The organism is Catellatospora bangladeshensis (assembly GCF_016862575.1).
GTDB lineage: Bacteria > Actinomycetota > Actinomycetes > Mycobacteriales > Micromonosporaceae > Catellatospora > Catellatospora bangladeshensis.
Genome location: NZ_BONF01000011.1, coordinates 60,959 through 75,714, shown reverse-complemented (window position 1 = coordinate 75,714; position 14,756 = coordinate 60,959). Strand labels below are relative to the sequence as shown.

The following is a 14,756-nucleotide window of genomic DNA, read 5'->3' as shown; positions in this document are numbered from 1 at the left end:
CCTGTCCTCAGCCGCCGATGATGCCCTGCAGGACGGTCAGCAGGACCGGTGCGAGAACAGCGAGGGCGTAGCCGATCAGGGCGGACTTGAAGTTGCCCTTGGCCTGCTCGACCTGGCTGGGGTCGCCCCCGGCGGCCATGTAGCGCAGGCCGCCGACCACGAGGAACATCGTGGCCACAGCGGCGATGATGCCCATGATCCACAGACGGACGCCCTCGATGACCTCCGGCAGGGTCTTCGGGCCGCCGCCACCACCGCCAGGGGCGGGCGCGGCGGCAATGATGTCGTTGAGGTAGTGCAGAGGTGTGTGCATTGCGGCGCTCCACAGGAATGTGGGGGCCGCCGCGGCGGGGACCGGGCGAAGTCCGTGAAGGTCTGGTGGGGACGCTCCTCCCTTGCAAGGGAAGGGTTTGCGGTGTCAGTACGCCGCGCCAGCCATGCCGGACCTGTGGGCCTCGCCCTTTGGGTTGTCCCCACCGGGCGGGCATGCCGTGGATGACATGCACCGCCCAGATCCGGGCTGTCAGACCGATCGAACCGGCGTCGGACCTGTCACGACCTGTCCGGACCTGACCGCCGCACCGCTGCGGCGAAGCTGACCGGGTTGCCGCGCTGTCCCGTCTCGGCGAAGTTGCCCGGGTCGCGGTAAAGGTGCTCCGACGGGGCTGTCGTCTCACTCTTGTTGCCCCGATCGGGCGACGTGCTGTCCGGTCTCGGTGAGGTTGGCGAATTCTCATGCAGTCGACAGGCTTCTCGATGGATTTTGTGTAGCGTGGCGACCGTAGTCCGATATGTACGCTTATGCAGGGAAAAGCGTCTCAGGTAACCTGGCGATTCTCACTGGATCAGTGGTGTCCGGATAGGCTTAATGTGCTGGCGGGCACTGAAGGTGGGCGGGCTGCACCCCTGGACCATGGGGACGCTGCGTAGCGCCGATGGTGAGAGAATCCCCGGGCGCCGCACCTTGCGGATCTGCCGATGAGCGGTCGTCACTCCCACCTGTTCTTGTCGGTCCACCGGACCTCGGGATACGACGGCTTGGGGATGGTGCTGAACCCCACCGCCTTCATGAAGCGGCGCAGCGCGAGGATGCTCCCGGAGGCTGACCATTCCGCAGCGCCTTTAGACGGCGACTGGGTGCCGCCGTACAGGCAGATGCCTACGTTGTGCTGCTCAGCCAGGGAGTAGACCTCTGCGATCTCCGCGTTGGAGAGCGCGTTCGGGCTCTGCAGGTACGTCTTCATTAGCCAAGACTAGCGTCGTAACGTTGGATCTGAGCGTGCATACGTCGCCGGTCAGGGCGGATGCGCGCGAGGTAAACCGCTCCGTGCGAGCCCGTTGACGAACGCACCAATCTGCCGCGATCCGGTGCGGCCCGGTTCAGGCTATTAGCCGACGCGCGGCCCAGATGGTGACTCACGGTTACAGCTGCGCAGGCGGGCGACCTGTGGGTAGGACCGGTTATGGTCATCCGTCGGCACCGGTTGATGCATCGAATCCGCCAACATCACCGAGAATCCTGACCGCCCAAGTCTCGCTGTTCCTGTCGAAGTCCAGCTCACGGGCACCGACCGATGACATGATCCTTGGGACATCGAGCCACGTCGCATCTCGTTGACGCAACGGCCCGAGCCGAGACCGCCTCGTTCGTCTCCATCTACTTGTCGCAAGCTAGCTCACCGCATGATCATTTGACAGGATTTCTGAGACCGGACACGTGCGAAGCTGCCGAGCCACATGTTGAGGACGCCCACCTGCGATGACACGGAATCCATGACCGCTCAGAGAACGGCGATTCGGGGCAGATTCATTGAGACGGCGAGAACCAAACGCGATTCTCGGGCAGGTTGATTGAGACAGCCGAGCGCCGTCCGTCTCAATCAACCTGCTCCGGTCCAGGTCAACGGCATCCGTCCGGGGCAACTTCACTGAGACGGGACACGCGCACGGCAACCGGTGCCAGAGCACGAAAAGGCCGCCCCGGGTTGTGCCCGGGGCGGCCTGGTGGTGCTCGGGTGCGGCGCTGGTCAGGCGAGCGCGGGCTCGCGCAGCCGAGTACGCACGGGGCCGGACAGGTCGCCTCGCGCAACCGCTGCGGCCACGGCCCTTTCGGCACGGCGCCTGCGCATGCGCAGCACGGAGGCGGTCACACCCTGTTCGGCGGCCAGGGCTTCGATGAGCGCGTCACCGAACCGGGTCGCGCTGATGAGCTCCGCGCTCTCCGGCGAGATGAGGCCGGCGGCGGCGGCCCGTCCGAGCAGCAGGTCCGGGTGGCCGTAGGGCATCTTCGGCGTACGCGATCCGCTGGACAGGTCGAGGGGAAGTTCCTCGGTGTCGCGGATCTTCTTGATGACCGCCTCGCCTCCGCGCCAGGCCGCCCACGTCAGCCGGTACCACAGCCGGGGCCGGTCCAGGTCGGCGGTGCGCAGCGCGTGCAGGAACGCGGCCAGGATCTCCGAGTCGATGTCCTCGGCGTGGCGGGGGTAGCTGCGGCTAAACCCGGCGGCGAAGTGCGTCAGCGCGGGCAGGGCGACGCCGATCGCGCCGACGACCCACGCTGGTCCCCACTCGCGGGCGTGCAGGGCCAGCTGCCGCCACGTCGCGTCGATCGTGTCGCTGTCGGGCTTCTCGAACAGCATCATCGTGCGCAGCGCGTCCAACGGCATGGTCTTGTCCGGCAGGCCCGGCACCGGGCGGGCGTCGAAGCTCAGCGGCGCAGGCTCGCAGGTCAACAGCTCGAATGCCTTCTCCGCCTGGGCCAGGGCGCCGGTGGGGAAGGAAGAGGTGGTGGTTGGCATTGTCGTGTCCCCTCGTGGTCGAGCCGACCGCCGGCTGCGGCGGCTCACCACTCGATTGGAGACAGGCGACCTGACAGCAGAAGCCTCTGTTAGATCGGGACAGGTTTCGACAGGTCGTGTCAGGTTTTCGCCTGTCAGACAGGCCCGCCCGCCCGGCCGCTGACTGGTCCTGTCAGGTCGGGGGCGGGTTCGATCGGCCCAACAGCCCCGTTCTAGGCACTGTCAGTACGCCCGCCGGTCCGGGGGCCACCGTGCCCATGACCGATAACACCAACCACCAAAGCGCACCTGTCCCGGTCGGGGACGTCGTGTCGGGCCAGGTGCCCGTGCCGATCACCGTCTGGCCGGTGCCCGCCCCGCGCAAGGGCGACACCATGTCCAACCAGCTCGGCGTGCGGCTCGTGCACAACCTCACCCACCCCGGCGAGCTGATCATCGATCTGGCTGACGGGCCGCAGCTGGCCCGCGCGGTCATCGCGGCCAGCCGCCGCAGCCACCTGAACGCCGTCCGGCAGACCGGCTGGGGGCGGGAGCCCGCGCGGCTCATCGTCACCGGCTGGCCGGTCGACGGCATGACGCCGGTGGAGTTCTTCGGCCGCTGCCGTGACGCGCTGCTTCCGGGCGGCTGCGTGGCCGTCCTGCTCAACCACGACGTGACCGCATCGGTTGACGTCATCATCGCCGCCAAGACGGCGGGCCTGGCGTACCTGCAGCACATCGTGGCGGCCGACCAGCCGCCCCGGCGGCGGCAGGAGACGCTGCTCGACATCCACACCGACGTGCTGATCCTGCGCAACAGCGGGGCCGGGAACGGCGGTCGCAGATGACCGAGCCGATGCCGGTCACATCGGTGTGGCTGACATGCCAGCAGCCGTCGCGGGACCAGCGGCGAGGACGCTACGTGCCGGAGAGCAGCAGCCACCCGGGCAAGATGCTGCCCAACCTCGCGGCGAACGCGATCCGCACGTACACCGCGCCGGGAGACCTGGTGTTCGACCCGATGTGCGGGTCGGGCACCACCCTCGTGGAGGCCATGCACCTCGGGCGGGAGGGCATCGGGATCGACATCGAGCCCCGCTTCACCGCCCTGGCCGAGGCGAACGTGGCCCTGGCTTCGTCGCAGGGCGCGGCCGGCAGCGGGCGAGTCATCACCGGCGACGCCACCAAGTTGCTCGATCTGGTCCCGGCGTCCGCGGTCGGCAAAGCGGGACTCGTGCTCACCTCCCCGCCGTACGGCAGGGGGACTCACGGTCTCGTGCGGGCGACGAGTACCGGCGTACGCAAGCGGGACCACCTCTATGGGGACCGCTCGGACGGCAACCTCGCCTACGGCAGCTGGTCCCGCTTGCTCGACGGGTTCGAGCAGATCCTCGCGGCGTCCTATCAGCTGCTGCGTCCCGGCGGGACCGTGGTCATCACATGCCGACCGGTACGCCGCCGCCCAGACGACTTCGTGGACCTGCCCGGCGAGCTGCTCGCCGTCGCCACGTCAGTCGGCCTGGTCCCGGTGGAGCGGTGCGCGGCGATGCTCGCCGCCGTCCGCGACGGCCAGATCGTGCACCGGGCCAGCATGTTTGGCCTGATGGCAGTACGTCGCGCCCGCGCCGAAGGCGTCCCCGTGCACCTCGTGGCACACGAGGACGTCTGGGTGCTCCGGCGCCCGTGACAGCCGAATAAGTGCAGGTCAAGCGGGGTGAAGCTGCTGGTGCATGCGGCCTACATCCGAGCTGGCCGATGAGGGGCGGCGGGATCGGGGCAGGTCAGCCCGGTCCCGCCGCCTCCGGCGTCAGCTGTCCCGCTCGCGGGCAGCCCGCCTGCCTCGTCGTCCCGCGACCCTGCGCCGAGTCCCGCTCGGGCAGCCAACCCGGCATCCGACGGTCCCGGTCGGCAAGCACGCAACGGGACCACGGCCCGACGGCGAGCGGGACCGGCCTCCCGCTCAGCGGGACTGGTCCCGCTTGAGGTCCCGCTTCACGCGGCCGGCACCGGGACTCGTCCCGCAGCCCGGCCGCGCCGAGTCCCGCTCGGCGGTACCCGCCGACCCCGCGTCGCGGCGGAGTCCCGCCGCGGTGTCGGCGTGCGCCTTCTACCCCCTCTCTCGCGAAGTCCCCGGGCGCCGCGCACCGCGGCCTGCCCGGTTCACCTCAACCTCTTGGAGGCAAACATGCTGAACTTCCTGACCCGCGCAGAGCGCCACACCTATGCCGGCGCGAACGCGCTGTCGCTGCTGGCCGCCGTCATCGTCGTCAACGGGCTCGCGGTGACCGGCGGGAACCTCGCCATCATCGTGGCCCTGGCCGTCGTCGCCGGGTTCTGCCTGGCCGGATGGTCGCGCCTGCTCTACAGCCTCATCGACACCGGCAACCGGTGGATCGGCCCGCTCGTCGGGCTGGCCACCGTGGGCGTACTCCTGGCGGCCTGGGCCGCCGGATGGCCACGGCTGCTCGGCGTCGCGCTGCTGCTGTTCGTCGGCTGGCTGCCGTTCATGGTCGCCGAGTCAGCCGGGCAGGCACTGCGCTCACACGCCTCCTGGTCCAACTCGCCGCGCCTGTGGCACGCGGCGAAGGCGGCTCAGGTCGTCATCGACACCGTCGTGCTCGGCGCGACCACCGTGCTCCTGGCCGTGCCCTGGGACGGCCCAAGGCCGCTGACGCGGCTCGCGACGGTGCTGCTGATGCTCGTGCCGCTACTGATATCGCGGGCCGCCGACCGGTCCGGGCCGCTGCCCCGCGTCCTGTTCTGGCCCACCCCTCACGACCGCGACAAGCAAGTCACGCAGCCTGCCGACGAGCCGCGCCAGCTGTGACCTGACAGGCGGTGAGCTGTCAGGTTCGCGGGCTGCCAGGTCGTGACAGGTCTTGACAGGTCAGCGAGCCTGACAGGTCGCCCCGACTACCGTCCGGGCGGCTTAGCCTGAAGGTTCTCCTTATTCCTATGTGCCCTTTGATCTGACGTCGCCCGCGACGGCACCGTGCCCACCGCATCCCGGTCGGCCGCCGCCGCCTGACCCAGATCAGGCACACATAAGCCCAAGCCCTTCGCCTACGCGACCAGGGCGCGGTACCCCCATCCCGCACATAGGCGGCCACCCACCCGGTGGCCGCCGTTTTCGTGTCCCGAGGAGGACAAATGCTCAAACCCGCCTGGTACCTGACAGACACCGACTGGTTCGCCCAGCTGGCCGACGCGCCCCGCCTGCACCCTGACGGCCAGGCCGTCATCGGCCAGGTCGCCGAGCTGTTCGGCGACGAGTCCTACTTCAACCCGGCCAAGACCGTGGCCACCGTCCACGTGATGCTGCTGGCCGCCGAGCACCTCGGCGACGTCATCACCCACACCGCCGCCCAGCACGACCTGGCGCAGCTGGCCCGGCTCGTCGGCGGGCTCAACCTCGTGCAGGCGCACCTGACCCAGATCGTGCAGGGCTTGGCCGAGCACATCAACCGTCACGCCTTCGCGGGCTCGGCCACCATCCCCGCCGCGGCGGCCAAGGCCCTGACCGACTGCCTCAGCCAGGCCGGCGCCAGCGGAGAGGTTGCCGCCGGGTACCTCAAAGAGACCCACCTCTCCATGCCCCGATAACCCCTGCCCGAATGCGCGCGTACCCGTAGCGGACGCGCGCCGTCGCCATACCTGGAGGTCCCGATGACCGACCCGGGCGGGTTGACCCGCCACACCTTCAACGCCACCGGCCGCACCAACCGCAGCCTCGACGCGCTCATAGCCGCCAGCGGCGACAACAAGACCGACGCCATCAACGGCGCGATACGCCTGGCCGCGACCCTGCTCACCTACGCCCGCGACGACGGCACCGTGCACGTCCTGGCCCCGGACGGCACGACCCACGTCGTGCACCTTCCCTAACCCCAAGCCCGAAAGGCATCACCATGTCCAAAACCTGGTGGCGGCTGGCCGAGGTCAGCCCCCTGGCCGAGCACGCCATGCACACCCCGACCACCAACACCCCGATGCCGCTGATCGGCAGCACCACCGCCGCCCCCGGCCTGATCTGGGAACAGACCAACACCGGCGACGAGACGCTGCGCTCCAACGGATCGCCGGCCTGGTACGACGAGACCGGCCAGCCGCACCGCGCGTACGCGTACACCTGGACGCATCCCGCGACCGGCCGCCACGGCAACCACCGGCACGCCCACCCGGACGGTGACCTGGTCCTGCTCGAAGGGCACCGCGAAGGGGCCGTCCGCCCGGTGATCGACACGATCCGCCTCGGCGTCGACAGCGGCCATCACTGGCTGTGGATCGACCCGATCGGCTGGCCGTTCCCCGTGGGCACCGCCGAGCACCGAGGCGAGATCGTCCCGGCCGACGCGACCTGGATCACCGCCGAGGTCGACGCCGAAGCCCTAGAAGGACTGAGCTACCCGGCGGTGATCGCCGACGGCTACCAGATCGCCGATGGCGTGCTGCCCCGGTTCACCCGAGCCACCGTCGCCTAGATCATCGCCGACCTCGACGACCTCAACGGCAACCCAGCCAGCATGCCCGGCGAGTTCCCAACCGTCGCGTTCGACGGCGACACCGCCGTCATCTCCTGGCAGCAGCACTCCCTGTCCGACGAACGGGTCCTGGAGATCGACCGCTGCCACCCCGACGCCGAAGGGCTCTACGCCCTGGGTGCCTTCCAGTGGACCTGGACCAGGACCCGGCGTCGCTGACACCCGGCCCGCCCGCTGGCCCCGCCAATAGGCACGCGGGCTGAACCGCTGCACCGCAACAACAACACGGCCGTCGCCCGGCCGACCGCGCGAACCCGCGCACCCCCGGGCGCGGCCGCACGGCCGTGCCCGGATTCCACCCACCCCAACAGGGAGAATCCGTTGCACCCCAACGACCACAGCCCCGGCATCCCGCCCCGACTCCTGACCCGCCCCACCATGGGCGGACTCGTCGTCCCCTACACCACCCTGCGCCTGCCCGATGGGCGGTACCGCTTCGGCGCGGTCGACAGCGACCGCCAGGCCGACGCGCTCATCAACCGGCTGTGCCAGACCTGCGGCGACCCGCTGGAGCGCCGGATCGTGTTCGCGATGCGCGACATGGACCTGGACGCGATGTCGGCCGACGAGCCCGGCATGCACCCCGAGTGCGCCGCATACACCGCGCTGGCGTGCCCGATGCTGGCCGGGCGGATGAGCCACCACCAGACCACCTCAATCGAGGCGCAGCTGTCCGCGCTCGGCATCGCGTTCAACGGCGACCCCACCACCGAGGCACGGCTCGGTCGGCCGGCATCGTCGTGGAGTCTCGCCTGGACGAGCGGGTACAGCGTCTACACGCATCCGAGGACCCGGCGCCTGGCCGCTCGTATCACGCCCGCCCAGCTGCTGCGCGTCCGGCCGATCGTCTCCGCGACGCCGGAGGGCCGGTCATGACCATGCACGTCGTGGCGATCTACCACAACACCGAGTCGCGGTTCTTCGAGTACGAGAACGGCCACCAGCTCCGGCAGGTGATCTCACACTGGCGGGACTGGCCGACCGGCACCGACCCGCTCGACATCGCCGAGTGGGCCTGGCGAGTGTTCAACGCCGACCTGGACATGCTGGAGTCCGGCCGCGGCACGCCGGAGGGCGAGGCCGACTTCCTCATCGCCAGCGCGTACCGGCTGATGCGCCGCCGCTCGCTGTCGACTGGCGACGTCGTCTCGATCACGACCGAAGGTGCCGTCACATGGCTGGCGTGCGAGTTCATCGGCTGGCGGCAGATCAGCGCCCCGGCCAACCTCACCGGTCTGCCGCTGACCGCCGAGGCCGTCTACCGCCACGCCCCGGACGGCGACGATGACCAGTAGGCACCGTTGCCTGGCCCACCGGCCCGGCCACCACGACGACGCGTGCATGCACGGACCGTGCGGCTACTGCGGCACCGACCTGCAGACCACCGCCTCCGGCGAATGCCGCTCGTGCCTGAAGATCGTCTGCGAGCAGTGCGACGCCGGATACGACCCCGACCACGGGCCGATCTGCGCTCCGTGCGCGAACCCCGGCAACGGCGACGAGTCTGGCCCGGCTGACCCGCCGCCGGACGGCTGGCAGCTGCACCGCCTCGTGGTGTTCCTGCTGGCGCTGTCGTGCGGGCATCAGGTCAGCCTGTTCGTCAACGGCTGGTACCCGGTCCGGGTCGCGTGCTGCGACCGGCTCGGCGGCACCATCCAGAACGGCCTCTACGTCGCCTACGCATCCGACGTGGACTACGTGCAGGTGATCAGCGAACGGTACGAGCACCGGCCGCCCGGCGCGGTGCGCGAGCCCGACGAGGTACGCGGCCGGTGGCCTCGCACCGACGAACCCTACCGCTCGCCGCACCCCGGCAGCGGGTCCAGCACGGGACGCCACCCCGCCCGCGTCGGCGCTACCTGGAGCTTCGACGGCTCCATCGCGCCGGCCACGCCGAGCTGACCTTCCCGCACAGCACCACCCGAAACGCTGCCCGACCGAGGGCGGCAGAAGCACAAAGACGGCCCGCCAGAAGGCGGGCCGTCTTCACATCCAGGACCCGGGACGCCATCGCCTAGGAAACGCAGCGTCCCGGGTCTCCAACCGGAATTGGAGAGTCTAGTGTTCACCACAGTCCTGGTGATCGCCAGCATCTACACGGCGCTCACCTTTCTCGCCGGGGCCGTCATCGGCTCCGCGCTCGCGTCACTCGGTGCCTGGCACATCGTCGACCGGATGCGCGCCCAGCTGACCGACGCCGCCTGGCAACTGGCCCACGACCCGCTGACCGGCCTCTACAACCGGCACGGCCTGCGTACCGCGCACGCCGCCTTCGCCGCCGCCAACCCAGCCCAGCCGATCGTGGCCGTCCTGATAGACCTGGACGGGTTCAAGGAGATCAACGACGACCACGGCCACGGCGTCGGCGACGAGGTGCTGACCGAGATCGCCGAACGGCTCACCCATATCGCCGCCTTCTACGGCGGCGACATCGCCCGCCATGCGGGCGACGAGTACGCCGCCCTGTTCCCCGTCCGCCAGCACGGCATCTCCCCGCTCGCCGACGCCCTGCTGTCGGCCATCGCCGCACCGATCGAAGTCCAAGCCGAAACCGGCCCGGTCGCCGTCACCCTCACCGCCAGCATCGGCATCGCCGTGGTTGACAGCACCGATCCGTTCGAGGACGTCGCCCTCCACAACGCCGACATCGCCATGTACCACGCCAAGCGCGGCGGCCGGAACCGGCACACCCTCTACACCCCCGGCATGACCATGCCGCCCAGCGAGGCCCGCCGCGGACCGCGCCTGCGTGACCTGCACCAGCAGCGGGGCGTGACCGCATGACCAGCCCTCGTGAGGAGATGGCCTGCGCCACCTGCCTCGTTCCGCTAAACGTCCTCGATGACCACTACATCCACCCCATGTACCGCGACAACGACGGGCATCCGCCGGTGCCCGTCCCGACCAGCCAGCTCGACACCGTAAACCGGACCTGCGATTTCTGCGGAGATCCGCACCCGATGTGGACCCTGCTCGGAGGCAATGTCCGGGTGCTGGCGACCAGCAGCCAAACGGGCCTGCTACAGGACATGGGAGAAACCTGGGCCGCCTGCGTCCCCTGCATGGCCGACCTCGACGCCGGACGCGCGCTGAAGGTGGTCGACCGCGCGGTACGGCGCATGCGCGTGCACGACATCCCCTTCGCCCACGCCGAGACCAACAAGCTCCACCAGGCATTCCTGCGCCAGCGGCTGCCCGGCCGCGTCCTGCTTACCACCACCGCCTGGCCAGACCTCAATCTCAACCCCCGCGAGCTGCCGAAAGTCCGCGACAGGCTGGCATCGTTCTACCGCAGCCCGGACGAGCTGCCGACAACCCTTCACATCAGCCACATGCGAGGCCAACTCGCCGACAGCCTCGACCGTGCCCGCCTCTACTGGATCGACAACACGTTTACCGAGCTGGCCGAACACGCCGCCTCGCAGATGCCGGCAGTCACCGTCAGCAAAGACCTCGCACCATGCGACGACGGGCTACTCGTCTGGAGCCGCCCCGCGACAACGCACAGGATCGCCGCCGTGTCCTGGTCACTGCGAGATGAGGCGATCGAGGCTGTCGTCTACCGTGCCATCGGCAGCGGCCTTGAGGACAACCCACTACAACACCTGCGCGAACACGTGGGCTGGCTGGCACCAGTACGCGCGTACCAGCTGCGCCATGACCAGCTCATCGACGGGTCACCCGACAACCACTCCGCCATCCTGCTGGCAACCTGGCTGCTCATCGCGCAGAAGGCCGCCGAGGATGTACCCGTAGAGATCGACAAGGCGGTACGCAAGAAGTATGCCCGCGCCCAGCGGCCATTGCCCGACGTACGCATCGTCCGTGTCCGCGCCCACACTCAAGGAGACGACACGGGTAGGGTCTCGGGGACGGGCAGTAGCCGAAGTTACACCAGCCGCGTGTGGGTCACCGGACACTGGCGAAACCAGGCGTACGGACCTGGCCGAGTCCTACGCCGACCGGTCTACATCCATCCATTCCTACGCGGCCCGGAGGACGCACCGATCAAGCTGAGCACTACGGTGCGCATCCTGGATCAGCGAACCAGCGACAAGCCCACCGGTGACTAACTAGATCGAATGCGTGGTGGCGGCGACAAGCTGCCACCACGCATATCGCCGCCCTTTTTTGCTTGACCCCGACGGCTATGGCTGGAGGCCAGGGCGATCTTGAGTGCCATCCTCAGCCATGACGTAGGGCTCTGGCCGAAGCTAGGCTTTCAGGGTTCGCACCCGCGCTACGGAGGATCACAGTGACCGACTACCAGTACGCCCAGGTAGTGACAACGACCGACTCGCGCGAGGCCGCAGACGCCCTGGCCCGCAGCGCCGTCGAAGCACGCGTCGCCGCCTGCGGTCAGGTCTCAGGACCGATCACCAGCACCTACTGGTGGCAGGGCAACGTCGAGACCGCCCAGGAGTGGTACGTCACGTTCAAGGTGACCAGCGACCGCTACCCCGACCTTGAGCAGCACATCCGCGACAACCACAGCTACGACGTCCCCGAGATCGTCCTACTTCCTATCCTCGCTGGGAATCCTGCCTATCTCTCCTGGGTCGGTGAAGAGACAGCGCCGAGGGGTTAGGCAACGGTGGCCAACAGCCGGTCATCCAGTTCAGCCAGTGCTGGATCGCTTCGCTTACCCACGATCATGAGGTGAAGCTCGCGAAGGCGCTGGCGGCCCAAGCTCGCCTCTTGGCTGATCGTCTGATCCAGCGCCTGATGGCCGAGTAAAGCTGCACGATCATTTCGGCCTCGCTGGACCGCGGCGGCAGCCACATCGGCGAGGATCACCGCTTTGATCTTCGCATCGGTCGGCGGAAGCGCGGCGACCACCGCATCGGCCGTCGAGTCCAGGTCGGCGTGATCGAGACGCGCGTACGCGGTGACAGTCATGCTCCCCAGACGCGTCGGCGTGAAGAAGCCCGTCCACGAGCGCTCCCGATGCGGATGTGCGTAGTCATACGCCGTCATCGCGCGTTCGAGTGCCCGCAGCGCGGCCGTCGATTCTCCTAGGGCCGCGTCCACCTCCGCCTCCCGCGCCGCGAGCCAGGCACGCGTTCCTGCGCTTCCTTCACCACGCACCAACCCTTGGGCCGCCCTCAGAAGCTCCCGCGCATACGGCAAGTCGCCAGCCGCCTCAGCGCCATAGCTCTGGTAAGCGAGCACGCAGGCGTACAGAGGCCCGTCGCCGGCGTCGGTGGCGACACGAAGCGCCCGGCCGTACAGCTCCTCCGCGTACGCGTACTGTTTGCTGTCCCAAGCGACCCAGCCCGCCAAGGCCAATGCCTCACCGGTAGTCGCGAGAACCCGACGCGCGAACGGCTCGGGCACCTGGCCCGCCAGCTGCTGCAACCGCTGGACGTGTGCCCCTAGCTGGGCGGCCAGCTGGCGGGCTGGCAGCTGCTCCTCCTGGCGAAACAGCTCCGTAGTGCGCCCTTCCAGGTGGCCCAGGGTTGCCTCGTCGAGCTGACCTGGGTGTTCAAGGATGTAGGACAGCCGTTTCCAGGGCTCGGTTGGAAGGGCAGCAGCCATCAGGGAGATTGCCGGGAGGGTGAGCGCAGTACGGCGTTTCACAGCATCCACGGTATCTGCGTCGTCAGCCGCAGACCACGTCCCCTGAACGCCCGTGTGGACGGCTGTTCTGCTGACGGAACTGCGCTCACCCGAGGCGTCAGGTCGGTCGATATAGAAGCCGAGGGTTCGCTCGTCTGCCTGCAACACACGGCATAGCGCCCACCGGTAGTCGTCGTTCGGCCACCGGATGTCGCCACGTTCAAGCGCGCCGATCGCCTTCTCAGTGAGTCCTGCCCACCGTTGCTTGCCCGCGCGGTCGGTGTACCTCACGGCCAGTTCGGCATTGCACGCGTCTGCCAACTCCTGGCGCGACATCGGGCGGCCAGAACCGGATGGCGACAGAAGGGCCTTCCGGGCCGCATTTAGCCGGTCGTTCGGCACGATGCGCCTGCCCACGTACTGCCCCCAAAGGTCGATCGGTGACGACGTATCCGTACGGTTGGTTTGCCCATTACACGCGCTTACATGGTCCCAGGGTGTCCCCATTTGGTTCAAGCATGCATCGATGGGGGTTGCGCGCTGCGGTGATCAGGGCATTGCGCCGATGGTCATCCCGGTTCAGTACAGCGGGGCCGCCAACCCCCGCAGCGGCGTTGGCGGCCATATGCCTATTCAGAGATCGAACTCGCCGTTGCGTACCCCCTCTACGAAGGCCGCCCACTCACCTGGAGTGAAGACCAGGATGCCGCCGTCGGCGTTCTTCGAGTCGCGGACACCGATCTGCCGATCAGGACCAGTAGCGACTTCGACGCAGTTGTCGGCGCCACCGCTGCGGGTGGACTTTCTCCAGGGACCGAACTGCCGTTCATCCATTGTGAATCGTTCTCCTGATCTCCTCGGCCGTTGTGGCGAGGTAGTCGAGGCTGTCGCCAGGCGACATGGCTGCCTCCTGCAACCGGGCGTACAGGTCGAGGTAGCGGTTGACGCCCGTCTCGTCGGTCAGGACGAGGTCATCGGTGACCGTGTCCACGGCGGCTACCACAGGGTCTTGCGGGTCCGGGTACCGGTAGGTGAAGAACGCCGAACGGGGTACGGCGTGTTGACGGATCTCGGCAGCGAGCGGCAGGACCCTGATGGTGATGGTCGGGCGTTCGTGTCCGACCATCACGAGGTGGTCGAGCTGTTCGGCGATCACCGGTGGGGGTGCTGCGTACCGGCGTATCGCCAGCTCGTCGATGATGACCTCGTAGGTGGGGCCGTCGGGTCGCTCCAGCACGAGCTGGCGGCCGGCGCGGGCTTCGAGTGCTCGGGCGAGGCTGTAGGTCGCCCCGTCTGGGCGGTCCGTCAGGATGCGCGCCTCGGTGTAGGGCTGTATTTGGAGCAGGCCCGGTAGGTACACCATCTGGTATTCGTGAATCTCGCTCGCGCCAGCTTCGAGGTCGGCGTAGAGCGCTTGGCGGGTGCCCATCTCTTCGGCGAAGGTGGCCCACCATCCGCGTTCCTGCGTGTCGCGGGCGATGGTCATGAGCTGCTGCCTCTGCGCCTCGGGTACTGCGAAGAACTTCAGAACCTTGGCGACCAGATCGAGGTTGGGAACGACGCGACCGTTCTCCAGCTCCGAGATGCGCTGACGTGAGACACCTACGGCTGAGGCGACGTGGGCGGATGAGTACCCATGCGCGTCACGGAGCCGGATCAGTTCCTGGGCAAGCCTTCGGCGGCGCACGAGCGGGCTGATCACTACGCACCTCCGGGTACAAGCCATCGCCGGTGGGCAATGGCTCAGCGGCTGTGCGGTCAGCGTAACCCCGGATTTTGGTGATCAAGCCCTGAGCGTGGTGACGGTCCGTATCGAGGTCCTGCTCAGAGGCCATCCGGGTATCAGAACGAGTATCAGGCCGGGTGTTAGATCGGGATT

General features: G+C 68.5%; 19 protein-coding genes. 13 read left to right on the top strand and 6 right to left on the bottom strand.

Going from position 1 to position 14,756, the window contains the following annotated elements:
- Window positions 1-7 precede the first annotated feature (7 nt).
- From Cba03nite_RS11145 to Cba03nite_RS11135, 3 genes are all read right to left on the bottom strand, one after another.
- Window positions 8-313 (bottom strand): pilin, encoded by a 306-nt coding sequence (locus Cba03nite_RS11145; RefSeq protein WP_203744931.1) that lies wholly within the window; start codon window positions 311-313, stop codon window positions 8-10.
- A 676-nt stretch (window positions 314-989) separates the two neighbouring features.
- On the bottom strand, window positions 990-1,244 hold the full coding sequence (locus Cba03nite_RS11140; protein ID WP_203744929.1) for a hypothetical protein: 255 nt from the start codon (window positions 1,242-1,244) through the stop codon (window positions 990-992).
- A gap of 783 nt (window positions 1,245-2,027) precedes the next feature.
- Window positions 2,028-2,798, bottom strand: coding sequence for a hypothetical protein (locus tag Cba03nite_RS11135; RefSeq protein ID WP_203744927.1), 771 nt, complete (start codon window positions 2,796-2,798; stop codon window positions 2,028-2,030).
- Window positions 2,799-3,055: 257 nt separating this feature from the next.
- Here Cba03nite_RS11135 and Cba03nite_RS11130 point away from each other — a divergent pair, with 257 nt between their 5' ends.
- From Cba03nite_RS11130 to cutA, 13 genes are all read left to right on the top strand, one after another.
- A complete protein-coding gene (locus Cba03nite_RS11130) occupies window positions 3,056-3,625 on the top strand; it encodes a hypothetical protein (RefSeq protein ID WP_239125642.1) in 570 nt (189 codons plus the stop codon).
- Window positions 3,622-4,464, top strand: a complete 843-nt coding sequence (locus tag Cba03nite_RS11125) for a TRM11 family SAM-dependent methyltransferase (RefSeq protein WP_203744925.1) — start codon at window positions 3,622-3,624, stop codon at window positions 4,462-4,464. Before Cba03nite_RS11130 ends, Cba03nite_RS11125 begins: the two co-directional genes overlap by 4 nt.
- A 498-nt stretch (window positions 4,465-4,962) precedes the next feature.
- On the top strand, window positions 4,963-5,604 hold the full coding sequence (locus Cba03nite_RS11120; RefSeq protein ID WP_203744923.1) for a hypothetical protein: 642 nt from the start codon (window positions 4,963-4,965) through the stop codon (window positions 5,602-5,604).
- 323 nt (window positions 5,605-5,927) lie between these two features.
- On the top strand, window positions 5,928-6,380 hold the full coding sequence (locus tag Cba03nite_RS11115) for a hypothetical protein (protein WP_203744921.1): 453 nt from the start codon (window positions 5,928-5,930) through the stop codon (window positions 6,378-6,380).
- A 63-nt stretch (window positions 6,381-6,443) separates the two neighbouring features.
- Window positions 6,444-6,662, top strand: a complete 219-nt coding sequence (locus Cba03nite_RS11110) for a hypothetical protein (protein WP_203744919.1) — start codon at window positions 6,444-6,446, stop codon at window positions 6,660-6,662.
- A gap of 23 nt (window positions 6,663-6,685) precedes the next feature.
- A complete protein-coding gene (locus tag Cba03nite_RS11105) occupies window positions 6,686-7,258 on the top strand; it encodes a hypothetical protein (RefSeq protein ID WP_203744917.1) in 573 nt (190 codons plus the stop codon).
- Between the two features lie 42 nt (window positions 7,259-7,300).
- A complete protein-coding gene (locus Cba03nite_RS11100; protein ID WP_203744915.1) occupies window positions 7,301-7,477 on the top strand; it encodes a hypothetical protein in 177 nt (58 codons plus the stop codon).
- A gap of 162 nt (window positions 7,478-7,639) precedes the next feature.
- The gene (locus Cba03nite_RS11095; RefSeq protein WP_203744913.1) at window positions 7,640-8,194 is read left to right on the top strand and encodes a hypothetical protein; all 555 of its coding nucleotides are present in this window, start codon (window positions 7,640-7,642) and stop codon (window positions 8,192-8,194) included.
- Complete coding sequence (locus Cba03nite_RS11090) at window positions 8,191-8,613, top strand: hypothetical protein (protein ID WP_203744911.1); 423 nt, start codon at window positions 8,191-8,193, stop codon at window positions 8,611-8,613. The genes Cba03nite_RS11095 and Cba03nite_RS11090 overlap by 4 nt, the downstream gene beginning before the upstream one ends.
- Window positions 8,603-9,220 carry a hypothetical protein gene (locus tag Cba03nite_RS11085; protein ID WP_203744909.1) on the top strand — a complete coding sequence of 206 codons (618 nt, stop codon included), beginning with the start codon at window positions 8,603-8,605 and terminating at the stop codon, window positions 9,218-9,220. Before Cba03nite_RS11090 ends, Cba03nite_RS11085 begins: the two co-directional genes overlap by 11 nt.
- 159 nt (window positions 9,221-9,379) lie before the next feature.
- Window positions 9,380-10,102: a GGDEF domain-containing protein gene (locus Cba03nite_RS11080; RefSeq protein ID WP_203744907.1), complete on the top strand. Its 723-nt coding sequence runs from the start codon at window positions 9,380-9,382 to the stop codon at window positions 10,100-10,102.
- Window positions 10,099-11,391, top strand: a complete 1,293-nt coding sequence (locus Cba03nite_RS11075; protein ID WP_203744905.1) for a hypothetical protein — start codon at window positions 10,099-10,101, stop codon at window positions 11,389-11,391. The genes Cba03nite_RS11080 and Cba03nite_RS11075 overlap by 4 nt, the downstream gene beginning before the upstream one ends.
- 182 nt (window positions 11,392-11,573) lie before the next feature.
- Window positions 11,574-11,906 carry a divalent-cation tolerance protein CutA gene (gene cutA, locus Cba03nite_RS11070; RefSeq protein WP_346112305.1) on the top strand — a complete coding sequence of 111 codons (333 nt, stop codon included), beginning with the start codon at window positions 11,574-11,576 and terminating at the stop codon, window positions 11,904-11,906.
- Here the strand turns inward: cutA and Cba03nite_RS39685 are convergent.
- The 3 genes from Cba03nite_RS39685 to Cba03nite_RS11055 all read right to left on the bottom strand — a co-directional run bounded on the left by Cba03nite_RS39685 (window position 11,903) and on the right by Cba03nite_RS11055 (window position 14,579).
- A complete protein-coding gene (locus tag Cba03nite_RS39685; RefSeq protein WP_373315742.1) occupies window positions 11,903-13,213 on the bottom strand; it encodes an NsdA family TPR-like regulatory protein in 1,311 nt (436 codons plus the stop codon). The genes cutA and Cba03nite_RS39685 overlap by 4 nt on opposite strands.
- A gap of 297 nt (window positions 13,214-13,510) precedes the next feature.
- Complete coding sequence (locus tag Cba03nite_RS11060; RefSeq protein ID WP_203744904.1) at window positions 13,511-13,711, bottom strand: DUF397 domain-containing protein; 201 nt, start codon at window positions 13,709-13,711, stop codon at window positions 13,511-13,513.
- Complete coding sequence (locus Cba03nite_RS11055) at window positions 13,704-14,579, bottom strand: helix-turn-helix domain-containing protein (RefSeq protein ID WP_203744902.1); 876 nt, start codon at window positions 14,577-14,579, stop codon at window positions 13,704-13,706. Before Cba03nite_RS11055 ends, Cba03nite_RS11060 begins: the two co-directional genes overlap by 8 nt.
- Between the last annotated feature and the right edge of the window lie 177 nt (window positions 14,580-14,756).

Coding starts and splice junctions, on each gene's coding strand:
- Cba03nite_RS11105 (WP_203744917.1), top strand. CDS start 6,686: ATGTCCAAAACCTGGTGGCGGCTGGCCGAGGTCAGCCCCCTGGCCGAG.
- Cba03nite_RS11085 (WP_203744909.1), top strand. CDS start 8,603: ATGACCAGTAGGCACCGTTGCCTGGCCCACCGGCCCGGCCACCACGAC.
- Cba03nite_RS11135 (WP_203744927.1), bottom strand. CDS start 2,798: ATGCCAACCACCACCTCTTCCTTCCCCACCGGCGCCCTGGCCCAGGCG.
- Cba03nite_RS11075 (WP_203744905.1), top strand. CDS start 10,099: ATGACCAGCCCTCGTGAGGAGATGGCCTGCGCCACCTGCCTCGTTCCG.
- Cba03nite_RS11140 (WP_203744929.1), bottom strand. CDS start 1,244: ATGAAGACGTACCTGCAGAGCCCGAACGCGCTCTCCAACGCGGAGATC.
- Cba03nite_RS11120 (WP_203744923.1), top strand. CDS start 4,963: ATGCTGAACTTCCTGACCCGCGCAGAGCGCCACACCTATGCCGGCGCG.
- Cba03nite_RS11115 (WP_203744921.1), top strand. CDS start 5,928: ATGCTCAAACCCGCCTGGTACCTGACAGACACCGACTGGTTCGCCCAG.
- Cba03nite_RS11145 (WP_203744931.1), bottom strand. CDS start 313: ATGCACACACCTCTGCACTACCTCAACGACATCATTGCCGCCGCGCCC.
- Cba03nite_RS11110 (WP_203744919.1), top strand. CDS start 6,444: ATGACCGACCCGGGCGGGTTGACCCGCCACACCTTCAACGCCACCGGC.
- Cba03nite_RS39685 (WP_373315742.1), bottom strand. CDS start 13,213: ATGTCGCGCCAGGAGTTGGCAGACGCGTGCAATGCCGAACTGGCCGTG.
- Cba03nite_RS11125 (WP_203744925.1), top strand. CDS start 3,622: ATGACCGAGCCGATGCCGGTCACATCGGTGTGGCTGACATGCCAGCAG.
- Cba03nite_RS11100 (WP_203744915.1), top strand. CDS start 7,301: ATGCCCGGCGAGTTCCCAACCGTCGCGTTCGACGGCGACACCGCCGTC.
- Cba03nite_RS11060 (WP_203744904.1), bottom strand. CDS start 13,711: ATGGATGAACGGCAGTTCGGTCCCTGGAGAAAGTCCACCCGCAGCGGT.
- Cba03nite_RS11090 (WP_203744911.1), top strand. CDS start 8,191: ATGACCATGCACGTCGTGGCGATCTACCACAACACCGAGTCGCGGTTC.
- Cba03nite_RS11130 (WP_239125642.1), top strand. CDS start 3,056: ATGACCGATAACACCAACCACCAAAGCGCACCTGTCCCGGTCGGGGAC.